Source organism: Enterococcus infantis, from assembly GCF_049166715.1.
GTDB lineage: Bacteria > Bacillota > Bacilli > Lactobacillales > Enterococcaceae > Enterococcus_C > Enterococcus_C leclercqii.
In genome coordinates this window covers 143034-159253 of the sequence record NZ_JBMHFB010000007.1, presented here as the reverse complement: position 1 = coordinate 159253, position 16220 = coordinate 143034, and the positions used below count along the sequence as shown (strand labels likewise).

Annotated in this window: 13 protein-coding genes; 1 reads left to right on the top strand and 12 read right to left on the bottom strand. The window is 44.2% G+C overall.

Annotated features, from left to right (window positions below; translation table 11 throughout):
- Positions 1-60 precede the first annotated feature (60 nt).
- The 8 genes from ACOMA8_RS09945 to trxB all read right to left on the bottom strand — a co-directional run bounded on the left by ACOMA8_RS09945 (position 61) and on the right by trxB (position 8984).
- A complete protein-coding gene (locus ACOMA8_RS09945) occupies positions 61-996 on the bottom strand; it encodes a homoserine O-succinyltransferase (RefSeq protein ID WP_421370398.1) in 936 nt (311 codons plus the stop codon).
- 2 nt (positions 997-998) lie between these two features.
- Complete coding sequence (locus tag ACOMA8_RS09940; RefSeq protein ID WP_421370396.1) at positions 999-2270, bottom strand: O-acetylhomoserine aminocarboxypropyltransferase/cysteine synthase family protein; 1272 nt, start codon at positions 2268-2270, stop codon at positions 999-1001.
- 149 nt (positions 2271-2419) lie between these two features.
- Positions 2420-3283 (bottom strand): homoserine kinase, encoded by an 864-nt coding sequence (thrB, locus tag ACOMA8_RS09935; RefSeq protein ID WP_161899513.1) that lies wholly within the window; start codon positions 3281-3283, stop codon positions 2420-2422.
- Entirely contained in the window at positions 3280-4338 is a 1059-nt protein-coding gene (gene thrC, locus ACOMA8_RS09930; protein ID WP_161899512.1) for a threonine synthase, read from the bottom strand. The genes thrB and thrC overlap by 4 nt, the downstream gene beginning before the upstream one ends.
- A 3-nt stretch (positions 4339-4341) precedes the next feature.
- A complete protein-coding gene (locus ACOMA8_RS09925; RefSeq protein ID WP_421370393.1) occupies positions 4342-5631 on the bottom strand; it encodes a homoserine dehydrogenase in 1290 nt (429 codons plus the stop codon).
- A gap of 121 nt (positions 5632-5752) precedes the next feature.
- Complete coding sequence (locus ACOMA8_RS09920) at positions 5753-6043, bottom strand: ArsR/SmtB family transcription factor (protein ID WP_161899510.1); 291 nt, start codon at positions 6041-6043, stop codon at positions 5753-5755.
- Positions 6044-6171: 128 nt separating this feature from the next.
- Complete coding sequence (locus tag ACOMA8_RS09915; protein WP_421370391.1) at positions 6172-7899, bottom strand: phospho-sugar mutase; 1728 nt, start codon at positions 7897-7899, stop codon at positions 6172-6174.
- Between the two features lie 152 nt (positions 7900-8051).
- The gene (gene trxB, locus ACOMA8_RS09910) at positions 8052-8984 is read right to left on the bottom strand and encodes a thioredoxin-disulfide reductase (protein ID WP_161899508.1); all 933 of its coding nucleotides are present in this window, start codon (positions 8982-8984) and stop codon (positions 8052-8054) included.
- A gap of 208 nt (positions 8985-9192) precedes the next feature.
- On the opposite strand from trxB, the gene ACOMA8_RS09905 reads away from it, so the two are divergent.
- Positions 9193-10581, top strand: a complete 1389-nt coding sequence (locus tag ACOMA8_RS09905) for an MATE family efflux transporter (protein WP_421370388.1) — start codon at positions 9193-9195, stop codon at positions 10579-10581.
- A gap of 132 nt (positions 10582-10713) precedes the next feature.
- Here ACOMA8_RS09905 and ACOMA8_RS09900 read toward each other — a convergent pair whose 3' ends face one another.
- The 4 genes from ACOMA8_RS09900 to ACOMA8_RS09885 all read right to left on the bottom strand — a co-directional run bounded on the left by ACOMA8_RS09900 (position 10714) and on the right by ACOMA8_RS09885 (position 16120).
- A complete protein-coding gene (locus ACOMA8_RS09900; protein ID WP_421370386.1) occupies positions 10714-12210 on the bottom strand; it encodes a response regulator in 1497 nt (498 codons plus the stop codon).
- Positions 12203-13936: a histidine kinase gene (locus ACOMA8_RS09895; protein ID WP_421370384.1), complete on the bottom strand. Its 1734-nt coding sequence runs from the start codon at positions 13934-13936 to the stop codon at positions 12203-12205. The genes ACOMA8_RS09900 and ACOMA8_RS09895 overlap by 8 nt, the downstream gene beginning before the upstream one ends.
- Positions 13908-14543: a YesL family protein gene (locus ACOMA8_RS09890; RefSeq protein ID WP_421370382.1), complete on the bottom strand. Its 636-nt coding sequence runs from the start codon at positions 14541-14543 to the stop codon at positions 13908-13910. Before ACOMA8_RS09890 ends, ACOMA8_RS09895 begins: the two co-directional genes overlap by 29 nt.
- 98 nt (positions 14544-14641) lie before the next feature.
- Positions 14642-16120: an ABC transporter substrate-binding protein gene (locus ACOMA8_RS09885; protein ID WP_161899504.1), complete on the bottom strand. Its 1479-nt coding sequence runs from the start codon at positions 16118-16120 to the stop codon at positions 14642-14644.
- Positions 16121-16220 lie beyond the last annotated feature (100 nt).

Here is a 16220-nt window from a genome sequence, read left to right as displayed (position 1 = left end):
ACACTTTCAGCTGCAAAAAGACCTTGTCATCACTGCATAAACAGTGGCGACAAGGTTTTTTCAGTGCTTGATTCGTTTTGCCTGACATCTTGGGATTTCTTCAAGATCATAAGGTGTCAATTGATACACATCATTGAGCCAGTTATGATAGAGCAGGTGGGCGTGGGCCCGCCAGCGGTTCAGTACCCCTTTTTTCGGATCATCTTCAACGTAGTAGTTTTCCGGCGGCGCTGTCAGTACACCCCGCTCCTGATCCCGCAAGTACTCATTTGCCAAAGTATCCGAATCATATTCAAAATGCCCCAACAGGAAAATATCGTGGTCATCTTTTGAAATCAGAATATTTGGCCCTATCTTTTCATCTCGGGCAATCACTTGTAGCGGCTTAGAAGCAATTTGTTCTTCCGCAATCCCGGTATAGCGAGATTGTGGTCCCCAAAATTCATCGTCAAAGCCGCGACAGAAACGATGGGGGGCGACCATCGTTTGAGGATACACACCAAACAGCTTTTCAGAATAGGCGACTTTGTCCACGCCATAATGGTAGTACAGACCTGCTTGAGCGCCCCAACAGATATGGACAACACTCGTAACCTGCCGCTGAGACCAGTCCATAATTTGTTTTAACTCCTCCCAATAGTCCACCTCTTCAAAAGGCAATGTTTCCACCGGGGCACCAGTAATAATCATGGCATCGTAGTTGGTCTGGGCAACTTGTGGAAATGTCAGATAATACTTTTGCAAGTGAGCCAAACTGGTATTCTTATGGTGGTGACCGGCAATTTGTAGAAAGTCCACATCAATCTGCAGCGGACTTTGACTAATCAGACGAAGTAGCTGGGTCTCGGTTGCAATCTTATCAGGCATCAAATTCAAAATAATCAGCTTCAAAGGACGAATATCCTGATGGATTGCCCGCTCATTGTCGATAGCAAAAATATCTTCGGCCAAGAGTACTTTTTTTGCCGGAAAGTCTTCAACCAGTTTAATGGGCACGTTTATCCCTCCAGTTTATCAAAAGCCAGCTGCAAATCAGCCAAGATATCCGCGATGTTTTCAATACCAATGGAGATTCGGATCAATCCTGGCGAAATACCGGCTGCTCTCAATTCCTCGTCAGACATCTGGCGATGAGTTGAGGTCGCCGGATGCAGCGCACAAGTTCTAATATCCGCCACATGGACTTCGCGGGAAACCATCTCCAAAGCATCTAGCCAGCGGGCAGCTGCTTCACGTCCAGCACCGATTTCAAAGGAAATCACGCCGCACAATCCTTTAGGCAGGTACTTTTGCTTCAATTGATAACTGCGATCTCCTACAAGTCCAGGATACGTCACTGACGTCACCGCCGATTGATCCTTGATAAAAGTCGCCGCTTTCAGTGCATTTTCATAATGCCGTTCCATGCGTATCGGCAGAGTTTCCATTCCCAAATTCAAATAAAATGAATTCTGAGGAGAAGGTGTCGCCCCTAAGTCTCGCATCAATTGCACCCGGGCTTTGGTAATGTAGGCCGCAGAACCGAACGTTTCTGTGTAGACAATCCCGTGATACGTTTCGTCTGGTGTCGCTAATTGCGGAAATTTCCCATTGGCCCAGTTAAATTTCCCACTGTCGACAATTACGCCGCCAGTTGCAACCGCATGACCGTCCAAATATTTCGTCGTGGAGTGGATGACGATATCGGCACCAAATTCGATTGGCCGGCAAAAATAAGGTGTGGCAAAGGTATTATCAATCAAAAACGGCAAATCATGGGTGTGAGCCAATTGCGCAAACTTCTCGATATCCAACACATGCATCGCCGGATTTGCGATAGTTTCCGCAAAAACTGCTTTTGTATTCGGGCGAATCGCTTGTTCTAACTCTGCTAACGGAGCAAATTGATCCACAAAGGTGACCTCAATTCCCATTTTTTGCATGGTGTGTGCCAACAAGTTATACGTGCCACCGTAGACGTAGGATGAAGCGATCAGATGGTCGCCGCTCTCTAAGATATTCATAATCGCCAGAAATGTCGCCGCTTGACCAGATGAGGTACACAGGGCACCTATACCTCCTTCAAGGGCAGCGATTTTTTCTTCGACAGCTCCAGTCGTAGGATTAGCCAAGCGAGTGTAGAAGTAACCAGCTTCTTCCAAATCAAACAATTTGCCAATCGCTTCTGTCGAATCATAGGTAAAAGTTGTACTTTGAGTGATAGGCAGTACCCGTGGTTCACCATTTTTCGGGGTATAGCCGGCATGCAAACATTTTGTTTCAAATTCCATAAAAAAACCTCCGTTTCATTATTCCTGATTTTTTTAAGTGCCATCAATAACCAATAACGCTAACACACGCTTAGAGGTTCTCTACTTGTTTAATAAAAAGGACGAGACTAGATAAAATCAGTCCCATCCTCATGACTTACTTCGATTAACTAAAAAACTTGGACACCTTCACGATCAACGCTCAACAGCTCAACAGATGCTGGCTGATCCCACGCCTTTAACAACTGGACAATCTTTTGGCTGCGATCTTCTGGAGAAAGGATCAACACGGTTGGTCCAGCGCCACTTAAAAAGCAACCATACGCTCCTTCTTCGTGAGCCAGATCCCGAATCACTTGCAGATGAGGTACTAGCGGCCCCCGATAGGTTTCATGAAAACGATCTTTTTCCATCAATCTGCCAGCAACCGGCAGATTACCTGTCAATAGTGCAGCTACCATCACATTAGCCACAGAACTGGCTGCCACAGCTTCTTTATAGCCCAAAGTTTGCGGCAAGGCACCTCGAGCTTTTTCTGTGCTGAGGGGCGCTTCAGGAATGAAGGCAATGATATCACAAGGTGGAAAATAGTGTCGGACATAATCTACTTGATTCTCCACTGCACTAGCAATCACCAAATCTCCGCAAACTGCCGGTGCAACATTGTCAGGATGTCCTTCTAACTTGGTTCCAAAAGCAATTTTTTGGGCATCGGACATATTGAGATTGCCTAATCGATTGGCCAGCTCAATTCCGGCAACAATTACCGAAGAGCTGCTGCCTAAACCACGAGTCACTGGAATATCCGAAGACATCTTCAAATGCTTTGGCGTCAAATCTGGTACCAGCTGTAAAGCAGTTGCTACTAACAAATTTTCTTCGTTAGTTGGGATACCTGTACCCAACTCATGAGACACCAACCAAGTCTCACTATCTTCAATGACCTCGACAAATAAATAACGATCTAGTGCCACCCCGCAGGAATCAAATCCCGGTCCCAAGTTCGCGCTGGTGGCCGGCACCCGGATTTTCATAGTTTTGCCACACCTTCTCGCAAGTGTTTCCGCATTTCTTCGACATCACTCATCTTGTGGATATCCGCCTTGGCCTCGTGAATTGCGGTATCCGGATCTTTCAAGCCATTGCCGGTGAAGATAGTCACAACGGTTTCTCCTTGTTTAATCTTGCCGGATTTCACATGTTGAATAACACCTGCTAAGGAAGCGGCCGATCCTGGTTCCACAAAAACACCATCCATTGCGGCAACTTTACGATAGGCGTTCAGGATTTCTTCGTCCGTCACTGCATCAATGTGTCCCTTAGATTCGTCACGAGCTGCCTCTGCCAATTTCCAGCTCGCCGGATTGCCGATTCGAATCGCAGTCGCAATCGTTTCCGGCTGTTGGATGACTTCACCTCGCACGATAGCCGCGGCCCCTTCTGCTTCAAAGCCATGCATCCGTGGCAGAGCTGTCCCCTTCACGTCATGCCATTCTTTGAAACCTTTCCAGTAAGCAGAAATATTGCCCGCATTTCCCACTGGAATCGCCAAAACATCCGGAGCTTGTCCTAATTGCTCACAGACTTCAAAAGCAGCTGTCTTTTGTCCTTCCAAACGATAAGGATTGACAGAGTTGACCAGAGCAACCGCTTCGGTTTCGGCAATGTCACGAACCGCTTTTAGCGCTTCATCAAAATTGCCGGGAATTGAGATGATGTCTGCCCCATAGGCGATAGCTTGCGCCAGTTTTCCCATCGCAATTTTGCCGTCCGGGATTACCACGTAGGCTTTGACACCAGCACGAGTCGCATAGGCCGCGGCAGCTGCACTGGTGTTACCGGTAGAAGCACAGACAATCGCCTTAGCTCCGTCTTCTACAGCTTTGGCAACTGCCATTACCATGCCACGGTCTTTGAAAGAGCCAGTAGGATTCAGTCCTTCATATTTCCCATACAATGTGATCCCCAATTCTTTGGACAAATTGTTCAGTGGAATCAAGGGGGTATTGCCTTCACACAGGCTGATCATCGGTGTTTTGTCAGTAATAGGTAAATACTCCTTGTATTGCTTCAACAAACCTTCGTACATAACTTACTCCTCCATTACTTTCATGATTTGAGTGATCTTTGTCTCTTCAATCTTGCTGACAGCAGAAACGAATTGATGTTTTTGGACTTCGTTGAGTTCTTCTGTCAGCCAAACAATGCGCCGCTTACCATCGGCGGCCATCGTGTTTTCAATATCTTCATAAGAGACGCCTAAGTCGACAGCTGCTTGTTCGATTTCACGCCACAACTGAGCATCGTCAATAGTCTTCATAGCAATGAAATAGCGGCTGCTGACAGCTTTTGGATCAGCGAATTGTTTTTCAGCCTTATACTGAATAAACTGAGGCGCTGGTTTATTATCCGCTTGATTTTCAGCAATAACTGCCAAATCCGTCACTACACTAGTCGCAGTCGGTAATGAGCCTGCTCCCGGGCCAAAATACATGGACTGGCCGATACCGGTACTACGGACAAAGACACCGTTGAATTCATTGCGAATCGCCGCAAGCGGATGATGGACTGGTACTAAAGCGGGTGCCACTTCAGCGAAGACACCGTCACCAACTTTTTTAGTCATCCCAATCAGTTTCACTTCATAACCAATAGCTTTAGCCAGTTCGATATCCGCGATTTCAATGCCCCGGATTCCACGAACAACAAAATCTTCGAGAGCAATATCTGTTCCATAGGCAAACCGAGTCAAAATCACTGTTTTGTAGGCCGCGTCAATGCCATCCACATCATTTGTCGGATCGGACTCTGCAAAGCCTAGTTCTTGGGCTCGCTTCAAAGCGTCCTCATAGGCCATGCCGTTTTCCACCATTTGAGTCAGCATGTAGTTAGTGGTCCCGTTGATGATTCCCAGTACTTCAGTGATTTCATCAGCGATAAAAGAATTCGCCAACGTTCGTAAAATCGGAATGCCGCCAGCCACACTCGCTTCGTAATAGAGTGAAACATGGTGCTTTTCCGCTATTTGAAAAAGCTCAGTGCCGTGTTGGGCTAAGAGATCTTTATTGGCGGTTACAACGTGTTTATTTTCCGACAGTGCCGCCGTGACAAACTCTTTGGCAGGATGGATTTTACCCATCACTTCCACCACAACATCAATCTCGTCGTCTTCGGTAATCTCTTTAACATCATAGACCAATTTTAAGCCATGAGCTGTTGCTAACCCGCTCTTATCTTCGGCTTCACGAATCAGCGCTTTGGTGATGACCAGTTCTACGCCGGTCCGTTGCTTGATTTTTTGACGTTCTTTGGCCAAGATCTCAACGACGCCGGTACCGACGACGCCCAGACCTAAAATGCCGATCTGTAATCGTTTCTCCATACATTTCCCACCAATTCCCTGATTATTGTTTGAGTTCCCCACTATATTGCTTTTAGCATACCAAAAATTGCTTGAAAAAAAAAGAACTTTCCGAAAAATTGGAAAGTTCTTACATTCAGCTTCAACGGTGCTGCACATGTTCGAAGGTTTCTTGTAAAATATCAATCACGTGCTCATCATCTAAACTATACAACATGGTTTTGCCTTCTCGCCGAGCTTTGACAACCCGATTTTCCCGTAGCAGTTTCAGCTGATGGGAAACCGCTGATTGTTCCATTTCTACCCCTTGGGCGATGGCAGTCACATTGCGTTCCCCTTCTTTCAGTGACAGGAGGATCTTTAAACGAGTAGGATCACCCAACACTTTGAAGAGCTGACTGACCTTTTCGATTTCTGTTGGTATCTGAGACATGCTATATCCTCCTTCCTACTGAGGGTTTTTCTTGCAAAAAAATCAGTACTTTTGTAAAACAGCTGTCTGTGGCCTTTTACTAAGAGGCACACGACCTATCTACACCACAAATAGCCTTCTTATCAACCTTAAGCGCCGGTCACCTCATTGATTGCCGTTTCCAGTTCAGCAATGCGGGCATCGGCTGTCCCTTGATCTGCCCCTTTGACACCGATATAAAATTTGATCTTAGGTTCGGTCCCAGAAGGTCGTACAGCAATCCAGCTTTCATCTTCCATCACGTATTTCAACACGTCTGATGGCGGCGTCGTCAGTTTTTCAACTTGTCCGTCCAGGCCAACCCGTGTCAATTGTTTGAAGTCTTCTGTTTGAACAACCTTGACCCCACCCAGTGTCGAAGGTGCTTCCGTCCGGAATTTGTCCATAATCGCTTTGATCTTAGCCGGGCCTTCCAAGCCACTCAAAGTCACACTGATTGTCTTTTCGCTGTAGTAACCATATTTTGCAAAAATATCCTGTAAAGCGTCATACAAGTTTTTCCCTTGCTTCTTATAATAAGCGGCTACTTCAGCAAGCATCACCAATGCCTGAATCGCATCTTTGTCACGCACAAAAGGTTTCACCAGGTAGCCATAGCTTTCTTCAAAACCAAACATAAAGGTGTAGCTGTGGTCTTCTTCAAATTGTTGAATCTTTTCAGCAATGAATTTAAAACCCGTCAATACGTTGAACATCGTTGCGCCGTATGCTTTTGCGATGGCAGTCGGTAATTCGCTGGAAACAATAGATTTCAAAACCGCGGCATTTTCTGGCAAGGTGCCTGCCGTTTTGTGGGCTTCCAAAATGTATTGTACCAAAAGGGCGCCGATTTGGTTGCCGGAAAGTACTTGATAGCTGCCGTCAGGTAAACGAACGGCTGCCCCTAGGCGATCCGCATCTGGATCCGTCGCGATCAACAAATCGGCATCTTCTTGTTCACCCAAGCGGATGGCATATTCAAAAGCAGAGTGCTCTTCTGGATTTGGGGATTTCACCGTACTAAAGTCAGGATCGGCCACCGCTTGTTCCGGTACCAACATGAATTTTTCGAAACCGGCTTGTTTCAGCGCTTTTTCACCCAGCATTTTCCCAGTTCCATGAAGCGGCGTGTAAACCAGCTTTAGTTCTTTGCCCATTTCGTCAACCAACGCTTGGTTAATGGTCACTGTTTTAACGTTTTTCAAATAGGGTGTATCTACTTCTTCACCGATGATATTGATTAAACCGCTGTGTTCAACTTCTTCATCAGACAGCACCTCAATCTCCAATGGATTATCGATAGCCCGTACATACGTAGTCAACGCATCAGCATCCGCTGGTGGCATTTGTCCGCCATCTTGACCGTAAATCTTGTAGCCGTTATAGGCTGCTGGGTTATGAGAAGCGGTAATCATGATCCCAGTAAAAGTTTTTAAATAACGGACAGCAAATGAAAGTTCCGGTGTCGGACGCAGACTTTCAAACACATAAGAGGGGATATCATGTTTCGCCAGCGTTTTAGCTGCCTCTAGAGCAAATTCCGGCGACATGTGCCGTGAATCGTAAGCAATCGCAACTCCCCGGCGCCGAGTTTCGTCATCTTGTTCATCCATAAAACGGGCCAAGCCTTCTGTTGCCTGACGGACAGTGTAGATATTCATCCGATTGATTCCCGGGCCTAAGATTCCCCGCATGCCAGCAGTTCCGAATTCAAGGGGTGCATAGAAGGCATCTTCCAGTTTCTCCGGATCTTCTTCTAGATCGGCTAGTTGCTTTTTCAGATTTTCTTCCAAATCGGTATTGTTTTTCCATTGTTCATAGACTTGTTCCCAAGACATGAAATAACACCTCTTTCACAGTTGATTGTGGTCCTATTTCAGTATAACACTCCCTTTTGAGACCGCCAACAAACAAGCTAGAAAAAAGCAGTTGGCCTCCGTCATTTTTCGGAATTTGCCAACTGCTTTTTCAGGTTTTTTGCATTGCCCTCTTATTCCCCCTGAGGAACGACTTTGTTTTCTTCAATATATTGGAACACTTGTTGACCGGCGATTCCGCCTTCGCCGACAGCTGTCGTAATCTGACGTAAAGTCTTTTCACGACCATCCCCGATGGCAAAAACTCCTGGTACTGCAGTCTTCATTTGATCGTCTGTCACAATCCAACCCGCTTCAGTAGTAATTCCAAGCCCTTTGACTGGCTCAGACAACGGCTCCAAGCCCACGTAGATAAAGACACCATTGCAGTCTTCAACATGAGTTTCCCCAGTCTTGAGATTTTTCACTTTGGCACCGGTAACGACCATCTCATTGCCGGTAATTTCTTCGACCGCCGAATCCCACAAAAAGGTGATTTTGTCATTGGCAAAGGCCCGGTCTTGAATAACTTTTTGAGCTCGTAGCGCATCTCGACGGTGAACGATTACTACTTCAGAGGCAAATTGTGTCAGATAGATGGCTTCTTCCACCGCGGAATCACCACCACCAACTACTAGTAATTTTTTATTGCGGAAGAATGCTCCGTCACAGACCGCACAGTAGCTAACACCACGACCGGCAAAAGTTTCTTCTCCAGGTACGCCCAACTTGCGATGGACACAACCGGTAGCAACAATTACTGTTTTGCCTTGGTAGGTTTTTTCTTCGGTAATTACTTCTTTGTATTCCCCGTGATCCACAACATTTTGAACGATTCCGTATTCATTCTTCGTACCAAAACGACTCACGCTTTCATACATCTTCATCGCCAGTTCCGGTCCCATAACAGAATCAAATCCCGGATAGTTTTCGATTTCTGCTGTATTGTTCATCTGCCCCCCGGGTGCACCTCGTTCAATCAATAATACCGATAAATTCGATCGGGACGCATAAAGCGCAGCGGTCATTCCCGCAGGTCCGGCACCAATTACGATTACATCATACATCTTACTTCCCCCTGTTTCCGAGTTTCTTATTAATTGTAAGTCAATCCTAGTTGATAAAGCATTTTCTGTCGAATACTTTGCTTGTGTTACTTTTTGATAACATTTCAAAAAACAGATTGCTTTTTCACACCTGATTTGTAAGAATCATTGAGGCGGGAACAAAGCGTTCAACGTTACTTATTATAGTAGAAAGAAGGCATACATACAATTGTCCAAGAAAAAAACTCTGACTCTCTCTGATCGAGAACTGTTATTTTTGAGCTGGCCCATCTTCATCGAACTATTTTTACGAGTGGTGATTGGTAATATCAACGTCTGGATGATCGGTCATTACTCCGAACCAGCCGTTGCTGCTGTAGGAGCAGCCAACCAACTGCTGAATCTGACAGTTTTCATTTACGGGTTTATTACCGTCGGCACTCAGATCATCATTGCTCAACTGATTGGTGCAAAAAAACGCGGTGAAATCAATACCGTCATCAATACCGCTTTACTGGGCTCTTTATCAATCGGCGCGTTAATCAGTCTCACTTTTATCTTTTTTGCCGACCCGCTGCTGCACTTCATGAATTTGGATCACCAGTTGATTGCTATTGGCCGCAGCTATTTACAAATTTACGGCGGCAGTCTGTTTCTCTCTTCTTTAACAGCTGTTATCATTGCTGTAATGCGCAGTCACGGCTTTACCCAGCCGGCGCTATTGGTGCCAATGACAGCCAGTATCTTGGCAGTTATCGGCAACTATTTTGCCCTTTATAGTCCCTTTGGCCTCCCTAATTTCGGTGTCAGCGGACTGGCCATTTCAAGCGTCATCGGCAATACCATCGGGCTTTTGATTGCGACTGTGCTGTTGAAAAAGTACGTTGGTTTTTCTGTAACAACTTTTCGCTTGAAGAACTTGTCAAAAGATTATCTGAAAAAGATCCTAACTTACGGAATGCCGTCTTCTGGTGAATCCCTTTCCTATCAAGGGGCACAAGTTGTGGTAACTATGATTGTCGCCTCTCTTGGTTCCAGTGTCTTGATTGCCAAATCATACATCACTGCCATCACACAGTTCGTTTACTTGGTGGCTAACGCACTGGGGCAAGGCAATCAGATTATGATTGGCCGGCATGTGGGGGCCGGAGAGTTTGACAAAGCTTACAAGCGTGGCATGCGAACGATGGTCATTGGGGTAGCCGCTTCTGTTACCATCTGTCTTTTGACTTTCTTGTTTATTGAACCAATCATGGGAATCTTTACTAACAATCAAGAAGTTATCGACATCGCCCGGGGCATCTTTTTGGTGGAGATTGTTTTGGAAACAGTCCGCGCCGTAAACATCATCTTAGTCGGTTCCTTGAATGCTTCTGGTGATGTGAAATTCCCGCTTATCTGCAGCCTTCTGGTTCTCTGGGTTGTCAGCTTGCCTTTTTCATATGCTATGGCAATCCCCGCTCATCTGGGTCTAATCGGCGTCTGGATTGCTTACGCTATTGACGAAGCGCTTCGTAGCATATTGATGATTTATCGTTGGCATTCAGGTATTTGGAGGAGTAAAGCCGTAATCAGCACGGCAGCAGAGACAGAAGAAACTGAACTTCCAGTTGTCTAAAGATTAAAAGTCATTGAAGTAAAAAAAACTCCGATAATCGCCAGAACTACTGGTGTTATCGGAGTTTTTTGTATTTTGAAAGACTAACTGGTCGCCTTAACTACTTGAATCATCCACCGGTGAAGGGACTTTTCAATTGTCTTTTCCTTCTAGGGCTTCGTAACCTGAGTCATATTGGTCGCGAAATTCTTTTGGCGTAATACCATTGAGTTTCTTGAACATCTTGGAAAAGTAGTTGGTATTGTTGTAGCCAATCGCGTCAGCAATCTCGCTGATTGTTTGAGTTGAGTGCAAAAGCAGTTGTTGGGCCTTTTTGATCCGAATTTGATTTAAATATTGGGAAAAACTGCGATTGGTTTCTTTTTTGAACAGTTGGCCCAAATAGACAACGTTCAGGTGCAGCGCTTCTGCAATTGTTTTTAAGTTCAATTCTTCTCGATAATCATCATCCACCATCGCGATGACTTGGCTGACCGCATCGGAATAAACTGCCGGACGATCCGTATTGCGAACGTTGTCCAAAACAGCCGTCAGCATTTTTTTAATCTCATCAATGGTATGGCTTTTACGAATCCCCACCACCGTCTCATCGTAGATTTCTTGTGTCGCAGTGGGAAACTGCCGAGAAATATCAGCAAACAGCAAGAAAGCGACATAACGGACGTATTCCGGAGAATAGTGTTTCACCATAAGCTCTCGAAAAATTCGGTCCAATTCTCCTCGCACCGTTTTTTCATCACCAATCATCAGTGCTTTATTGAATGACAAAAAAGACATATCATAATCCGGTTCTTGAATAAAATCAGAACTGCTCAATAATTCCGGCAGTAATTCTGGATAAAATTCCCGCAGACGCCGAATCTGCTGCACTCGTTCGTAACTCTCGTAGACATTCTCCCACTCCGCCACCGTTTCCCCGACAACAAAACGCAGCTGATCAATTGTTAAACGTTCCAGATAATGCAAAAGCACATACAAGGATTGCCGTGTGCCCATGTACAACCACAGCAGTTGACCCGATTGGTGAATCCAGCCCTCAATCAACAGCTTTTGACCTTGCCCGCGTAAAAAGTCAGCGGCCTCTTGCAAGCGGGTACTGTCACCTTCCAGTAAGACAGCCGTATAAGGCGGCTGGGCTTCCAAGTGAAAATGCTGCAGCATCTCAATGAATTCACTGTCGTTTAACTCATCATTGAGCCAACGAACCAGATTGTTTTCTAAAAACAGTTGCTGTTGGCGATCAAACTGCTTCTCCTCATCCAATAAAAGCTTGATCTGCTTCACACTCCGCAACAATTCCTCTTTGTCCACCGGCTTCAGCAGATAGTTTTTGACCCCCAGATCAATCCCCCGTTTGACATACTCGAATTCTTGATAACCTGACAAAATTAAACTTAAAAAATGTCGTCCTTCATTTTGGGCAGTTTCAATCAATTGAATACCGCTGATTTCCGGCATATTGATATCCGTAATCAACAGATCAATCTCATGGTCTTCAAAAAAGCTGAGGGCCTCTTTAGCATTTCGAGCCGTCTTGACGATTTCAAATCCCAAGTCCTGCCAGGGCAAAATCTGCTTTAGCCCTTCCAAAATCATGTATTCATCATCTACCAGCATTACCTTATACATGCATCAAGCCTCCCTCGTTTTTTACAGTAATCTCGATTACTGTGCCTTCGCCCGCCGTAGAATCAATCTGCATTTGATACCCTTCACCAAAAAAGCTCTTCAGCCGTTCGTGAACATTTCTGAGTCCGATAGAGGTACTCATCTCGACTTCCGGAGCCGCCAATTTTTGCCGCACTTCCGCCAAGCGTTGCGGCGTCATGCCCTTGCCATTGTCTCTCACCAAAATCACCAGTGTATCAGCTTTAATCTGAGTTTTTACACTAATGGCATTGTCATAGCGAGTATAGTCGATGCCATGAACAAAGTAATTCTCAATCAACGGCTGAATAGTAAATTTAGGAATCTCGATTTTTTGAGTCCCTTCTGCCAATTCAAAATGATAAGCAATCTGATCTGGGTAGCGCATCTGATACAGATATACATATTTTTCACAAAAAGAAAGTTCTTTCTCAATATTAGTTGTCTTTTCCTGCGTAGTATTGTTTCTTAAAAGAGCAGAAAAAGCGTAAACCACGTCGGCCAGTTCTTCTTGTTGACGACTTAAGGCATACATACGAATATATTCCAAGGTGTTATAAAGAAAGTGGGGATTAATTTGAGATTGCAACGCTCGCATATTTGCGTCTCGCTGCTTAACTTCCAACGTGTAGATATCTTCTACATAGTGGTCCATGCTTTCAATCATAAAGTTGATTGCTCCCGCGAGTTCATACAGCTCATCTTGTACCTGATTGGTGTCAATTCGATCCTTGAGATTTCCTTGAGAAACATTTTCCGTCACGTTAACGATTTTGGCAACTTGACGGGAATAGCGTTTAAATGTTCGTTGCAAGGTAATCAAAAGTACCGCCGTCAACACTATGCCAATAGAGATAATCACACAGAACATCACCAAGTTCTTCTGCCAAAAAAGCCCTTTACTGGTCAATAGTAAGATTCGATTTTGACTGATAGTAGTCTGTTGCGAGACAAAATATTTTTTTTCAGCAAAACTCGGTAACGGCTTTTGGTTCTTAACTGCTTGTTTTAGTCCCTGCATCTGTTTTTTCGTCAGCTCGCCGTTTCGCTCGTAGATGGCATCGTCATTGTTATCAAATACTAAAGTAGCCATTCCCAACTCATCCGCATCTGTTGCTAAGTCTCCCAACACGTCGCTTTCCGAAAAAACAGCCCAGATCATCCCGATGGACTTACCGGAATAATAGTCCTGTAGACTGCGTTTTAAAACCAACCCATTGTCTTGTGTTAATACTCGTTGAATCTTACGACCAGCAGGATGTGAACGATCCGCTCGCAAGACTTCATCCACGTCGGTCATCTGAATATACAAGGTCTCTAAATCAGGATACGTCCCAAATAAGGTAGATAACGTGGACACAAAGTTGACATCCGTTCGATACGTCGCATAAGAATCGATAGTGTATTGCAGATATTCCGCCAGCGGCATGCTGAGATAATTCCGCATATTTTCCACTTTTGAGTTATTCCCCGCTAAATCCGTATAGATATTTAACATGGCATCATTTTTACTAACAGTAAAACTCCGAATCTGACTTTCGATAGCCGTAGTCTGAGTATTCAGCTGTGTCTTATTGGAAAAATTGGTGTAAACGCACAAAGCAGCCACCGTCAACAGGATAATTCCCGCTAACAGTAGGCTGTAAATCTGCATCAATTGATTAATTAAATACCCTTTTTTAAAGGTTTTTTTCAGCTTTTGTATCATCGTTTTCCAACTTTCCGTCCACAATTTGACGAATGTCTTTGGTGGCATAGCCGCTCCACACTAAAAATAGACTGAAGGTTGCCACCAGCAGTAACCCTTTGAAAAACCAGGTAACGACCAAAATGCTGGCCAACCCGAACAGCACTTTCAAGAAAGTGCCAAAGTTCAAAAAGACACTGATAAAGGCCAATTTAATCAGGTTACCGATGCTGATGTCATAGACCGTTTCGTACTGAACAACATACAAATGAATGACCATCAGTAAAATCACCGCAAAAGCCAGTACAAAAGACAAGACAAACCACAAAAGCCCTTTAATCTGACTAGCTAAATATAAATTATACCCTAAAACAAAGAAGACTACTGCATAGATCCAAAAAAGAATATTGCCTCGTTTAAAATTACTTTTGAATCGTTCCCACATGCCAGAAAAAGTAATTTTCTGATAGTCCATTCCCGATTCCACCAAGATATCGTTGGCACTTTGAAAAGCTGGCCCAGCACCTAGCACGACGGCGCCTGCCAAGGTAAACACCAGAATATATAAATTCAATTTAACGATTGCCCAGATGATGTAAAATAAACGTTGGATCCCAGTACTCTCCATAATACTCTCCTTCTGTCTTTTAAAAAGACACCTTCTTTTACTATGTATACCGCAGAGAAGCCGACCTGTCAAAGGCCGGCTTCTCCTTAGGTTAGAAATTAGTTGCTGGATTTTACAAATTCATCCAATTGCTTTTGCATTTCATCCATAACATCTTTAATCCCAGCTTTTTCCAGTTCCTTGTTCAATTCCGGAACATTCTTTTCAGGATCGACTGTACCAGTATTCAAGCTGGCAGCATAACGGTTCATCACGTTGATTACGTTTGTCATCTGTGTTTTCACGTTGTCTGTTACAAATTGGAAACCAAGGATTGGAGAAGTTTTAGCATTTTCGATACTTTCGTCACGTTCTTTGATTTGTTCGTCAGTGATGGATTCTTGGGTGTACAAGATCATGTTGTTCCCAGTATTCCAAGCAGCCATGTGGGTATTTGGTTTGTAGCCGTCCAACAATTTCAGTTTGTCGTCGCCCACTTTTTCCCATTGTTCCCCTTCAACACCATACACCAAACCGTTCAAGAGGTCAGCGTCAGTATTCAACAGGTTCAAAAATTCAACAGCTTTTTCTTTGTGTTTAGAAGCATTACCGACAACAAAGTTTGCCATTTGTGCTTGACCAGTAGATTTCAGTTGTTCAGTCAATGGTTTAGATACCAATGGTTGGCCAGCAGCATTGGTCAAGATAGTATCACCGTAGTCAACAGGTCCTTGCGTTTCTTCACGCATGAACCAAGTGTTTCCTTCCAACGGATAACCAGTAGTGTTTGTTGCCGCATCGGTTGGAATCAGGCCGGCATTGTACCATTCATGCATAGTCTTCAAGACCTTCATGAATTCTGGATCTTCATAACGATTGATGATCTTAGGATTTTTTTCATCATCCAGTTTTACTGCAAACGGATAATCTTTACCCAATGGGTAGTCGTAGTTGTAAGAAGCTTTGAAGCTTTGACCAATTGCGAAAGCTGCAATGTTTGGTTCTTTTTCGTGGAACTGTTTCAAGACTTCAGTTGCAGATTCATATGAACCGTCGACTTTTGAAATGTCGATGTCATATTTATCCAAGTATTCTTGGTTGAAAGTCAACATTTGTTGTGCCCAAGCATTTCCATATACTGGTATCGCATACAATTTACCGTTGATTTCATTCCCTTTGATATACATATCAGGAAGTTGTTCCATATATTCTTTTGCATATTTCTGTGACAGTTCGCTCAAATCAGCAAAAGCACCTTTTTGTGCGTTTGGAACATATTGGAATGCAAAGGATACGTCGTAAGCTTCACCAGAGGCAATAACTGCTGCCATTTTCTTATCCCAATCGCCCCAACCTACGTATTGGATATCGACAGTTGCATTGATTTTTTCTTTAATTCTTTTGTTAGCGATTTCCATCAATTTGTCATAGTTTTCTGGTTTATCACCAACTTGATACATTTTCAGTGTCACAGTGCCGTTATCGGATCCGCCGTTATCGGAATCCTTAGCATCATTGCTTGAATTGCCACAAGCTGCTAAGCCCAAAGTCATGGCGCCGACTGCTGCAAACCCTAGTGCTTTTTTCCACGTTTTCATTGAAATTCCTCCTAATTTATTTTGCTTAAAAGGGTGTTGTGAAAGAACTCAGTTACCACCATTGAAGTAAAGAAATGACTCTACATCAGGTAAAAAACTT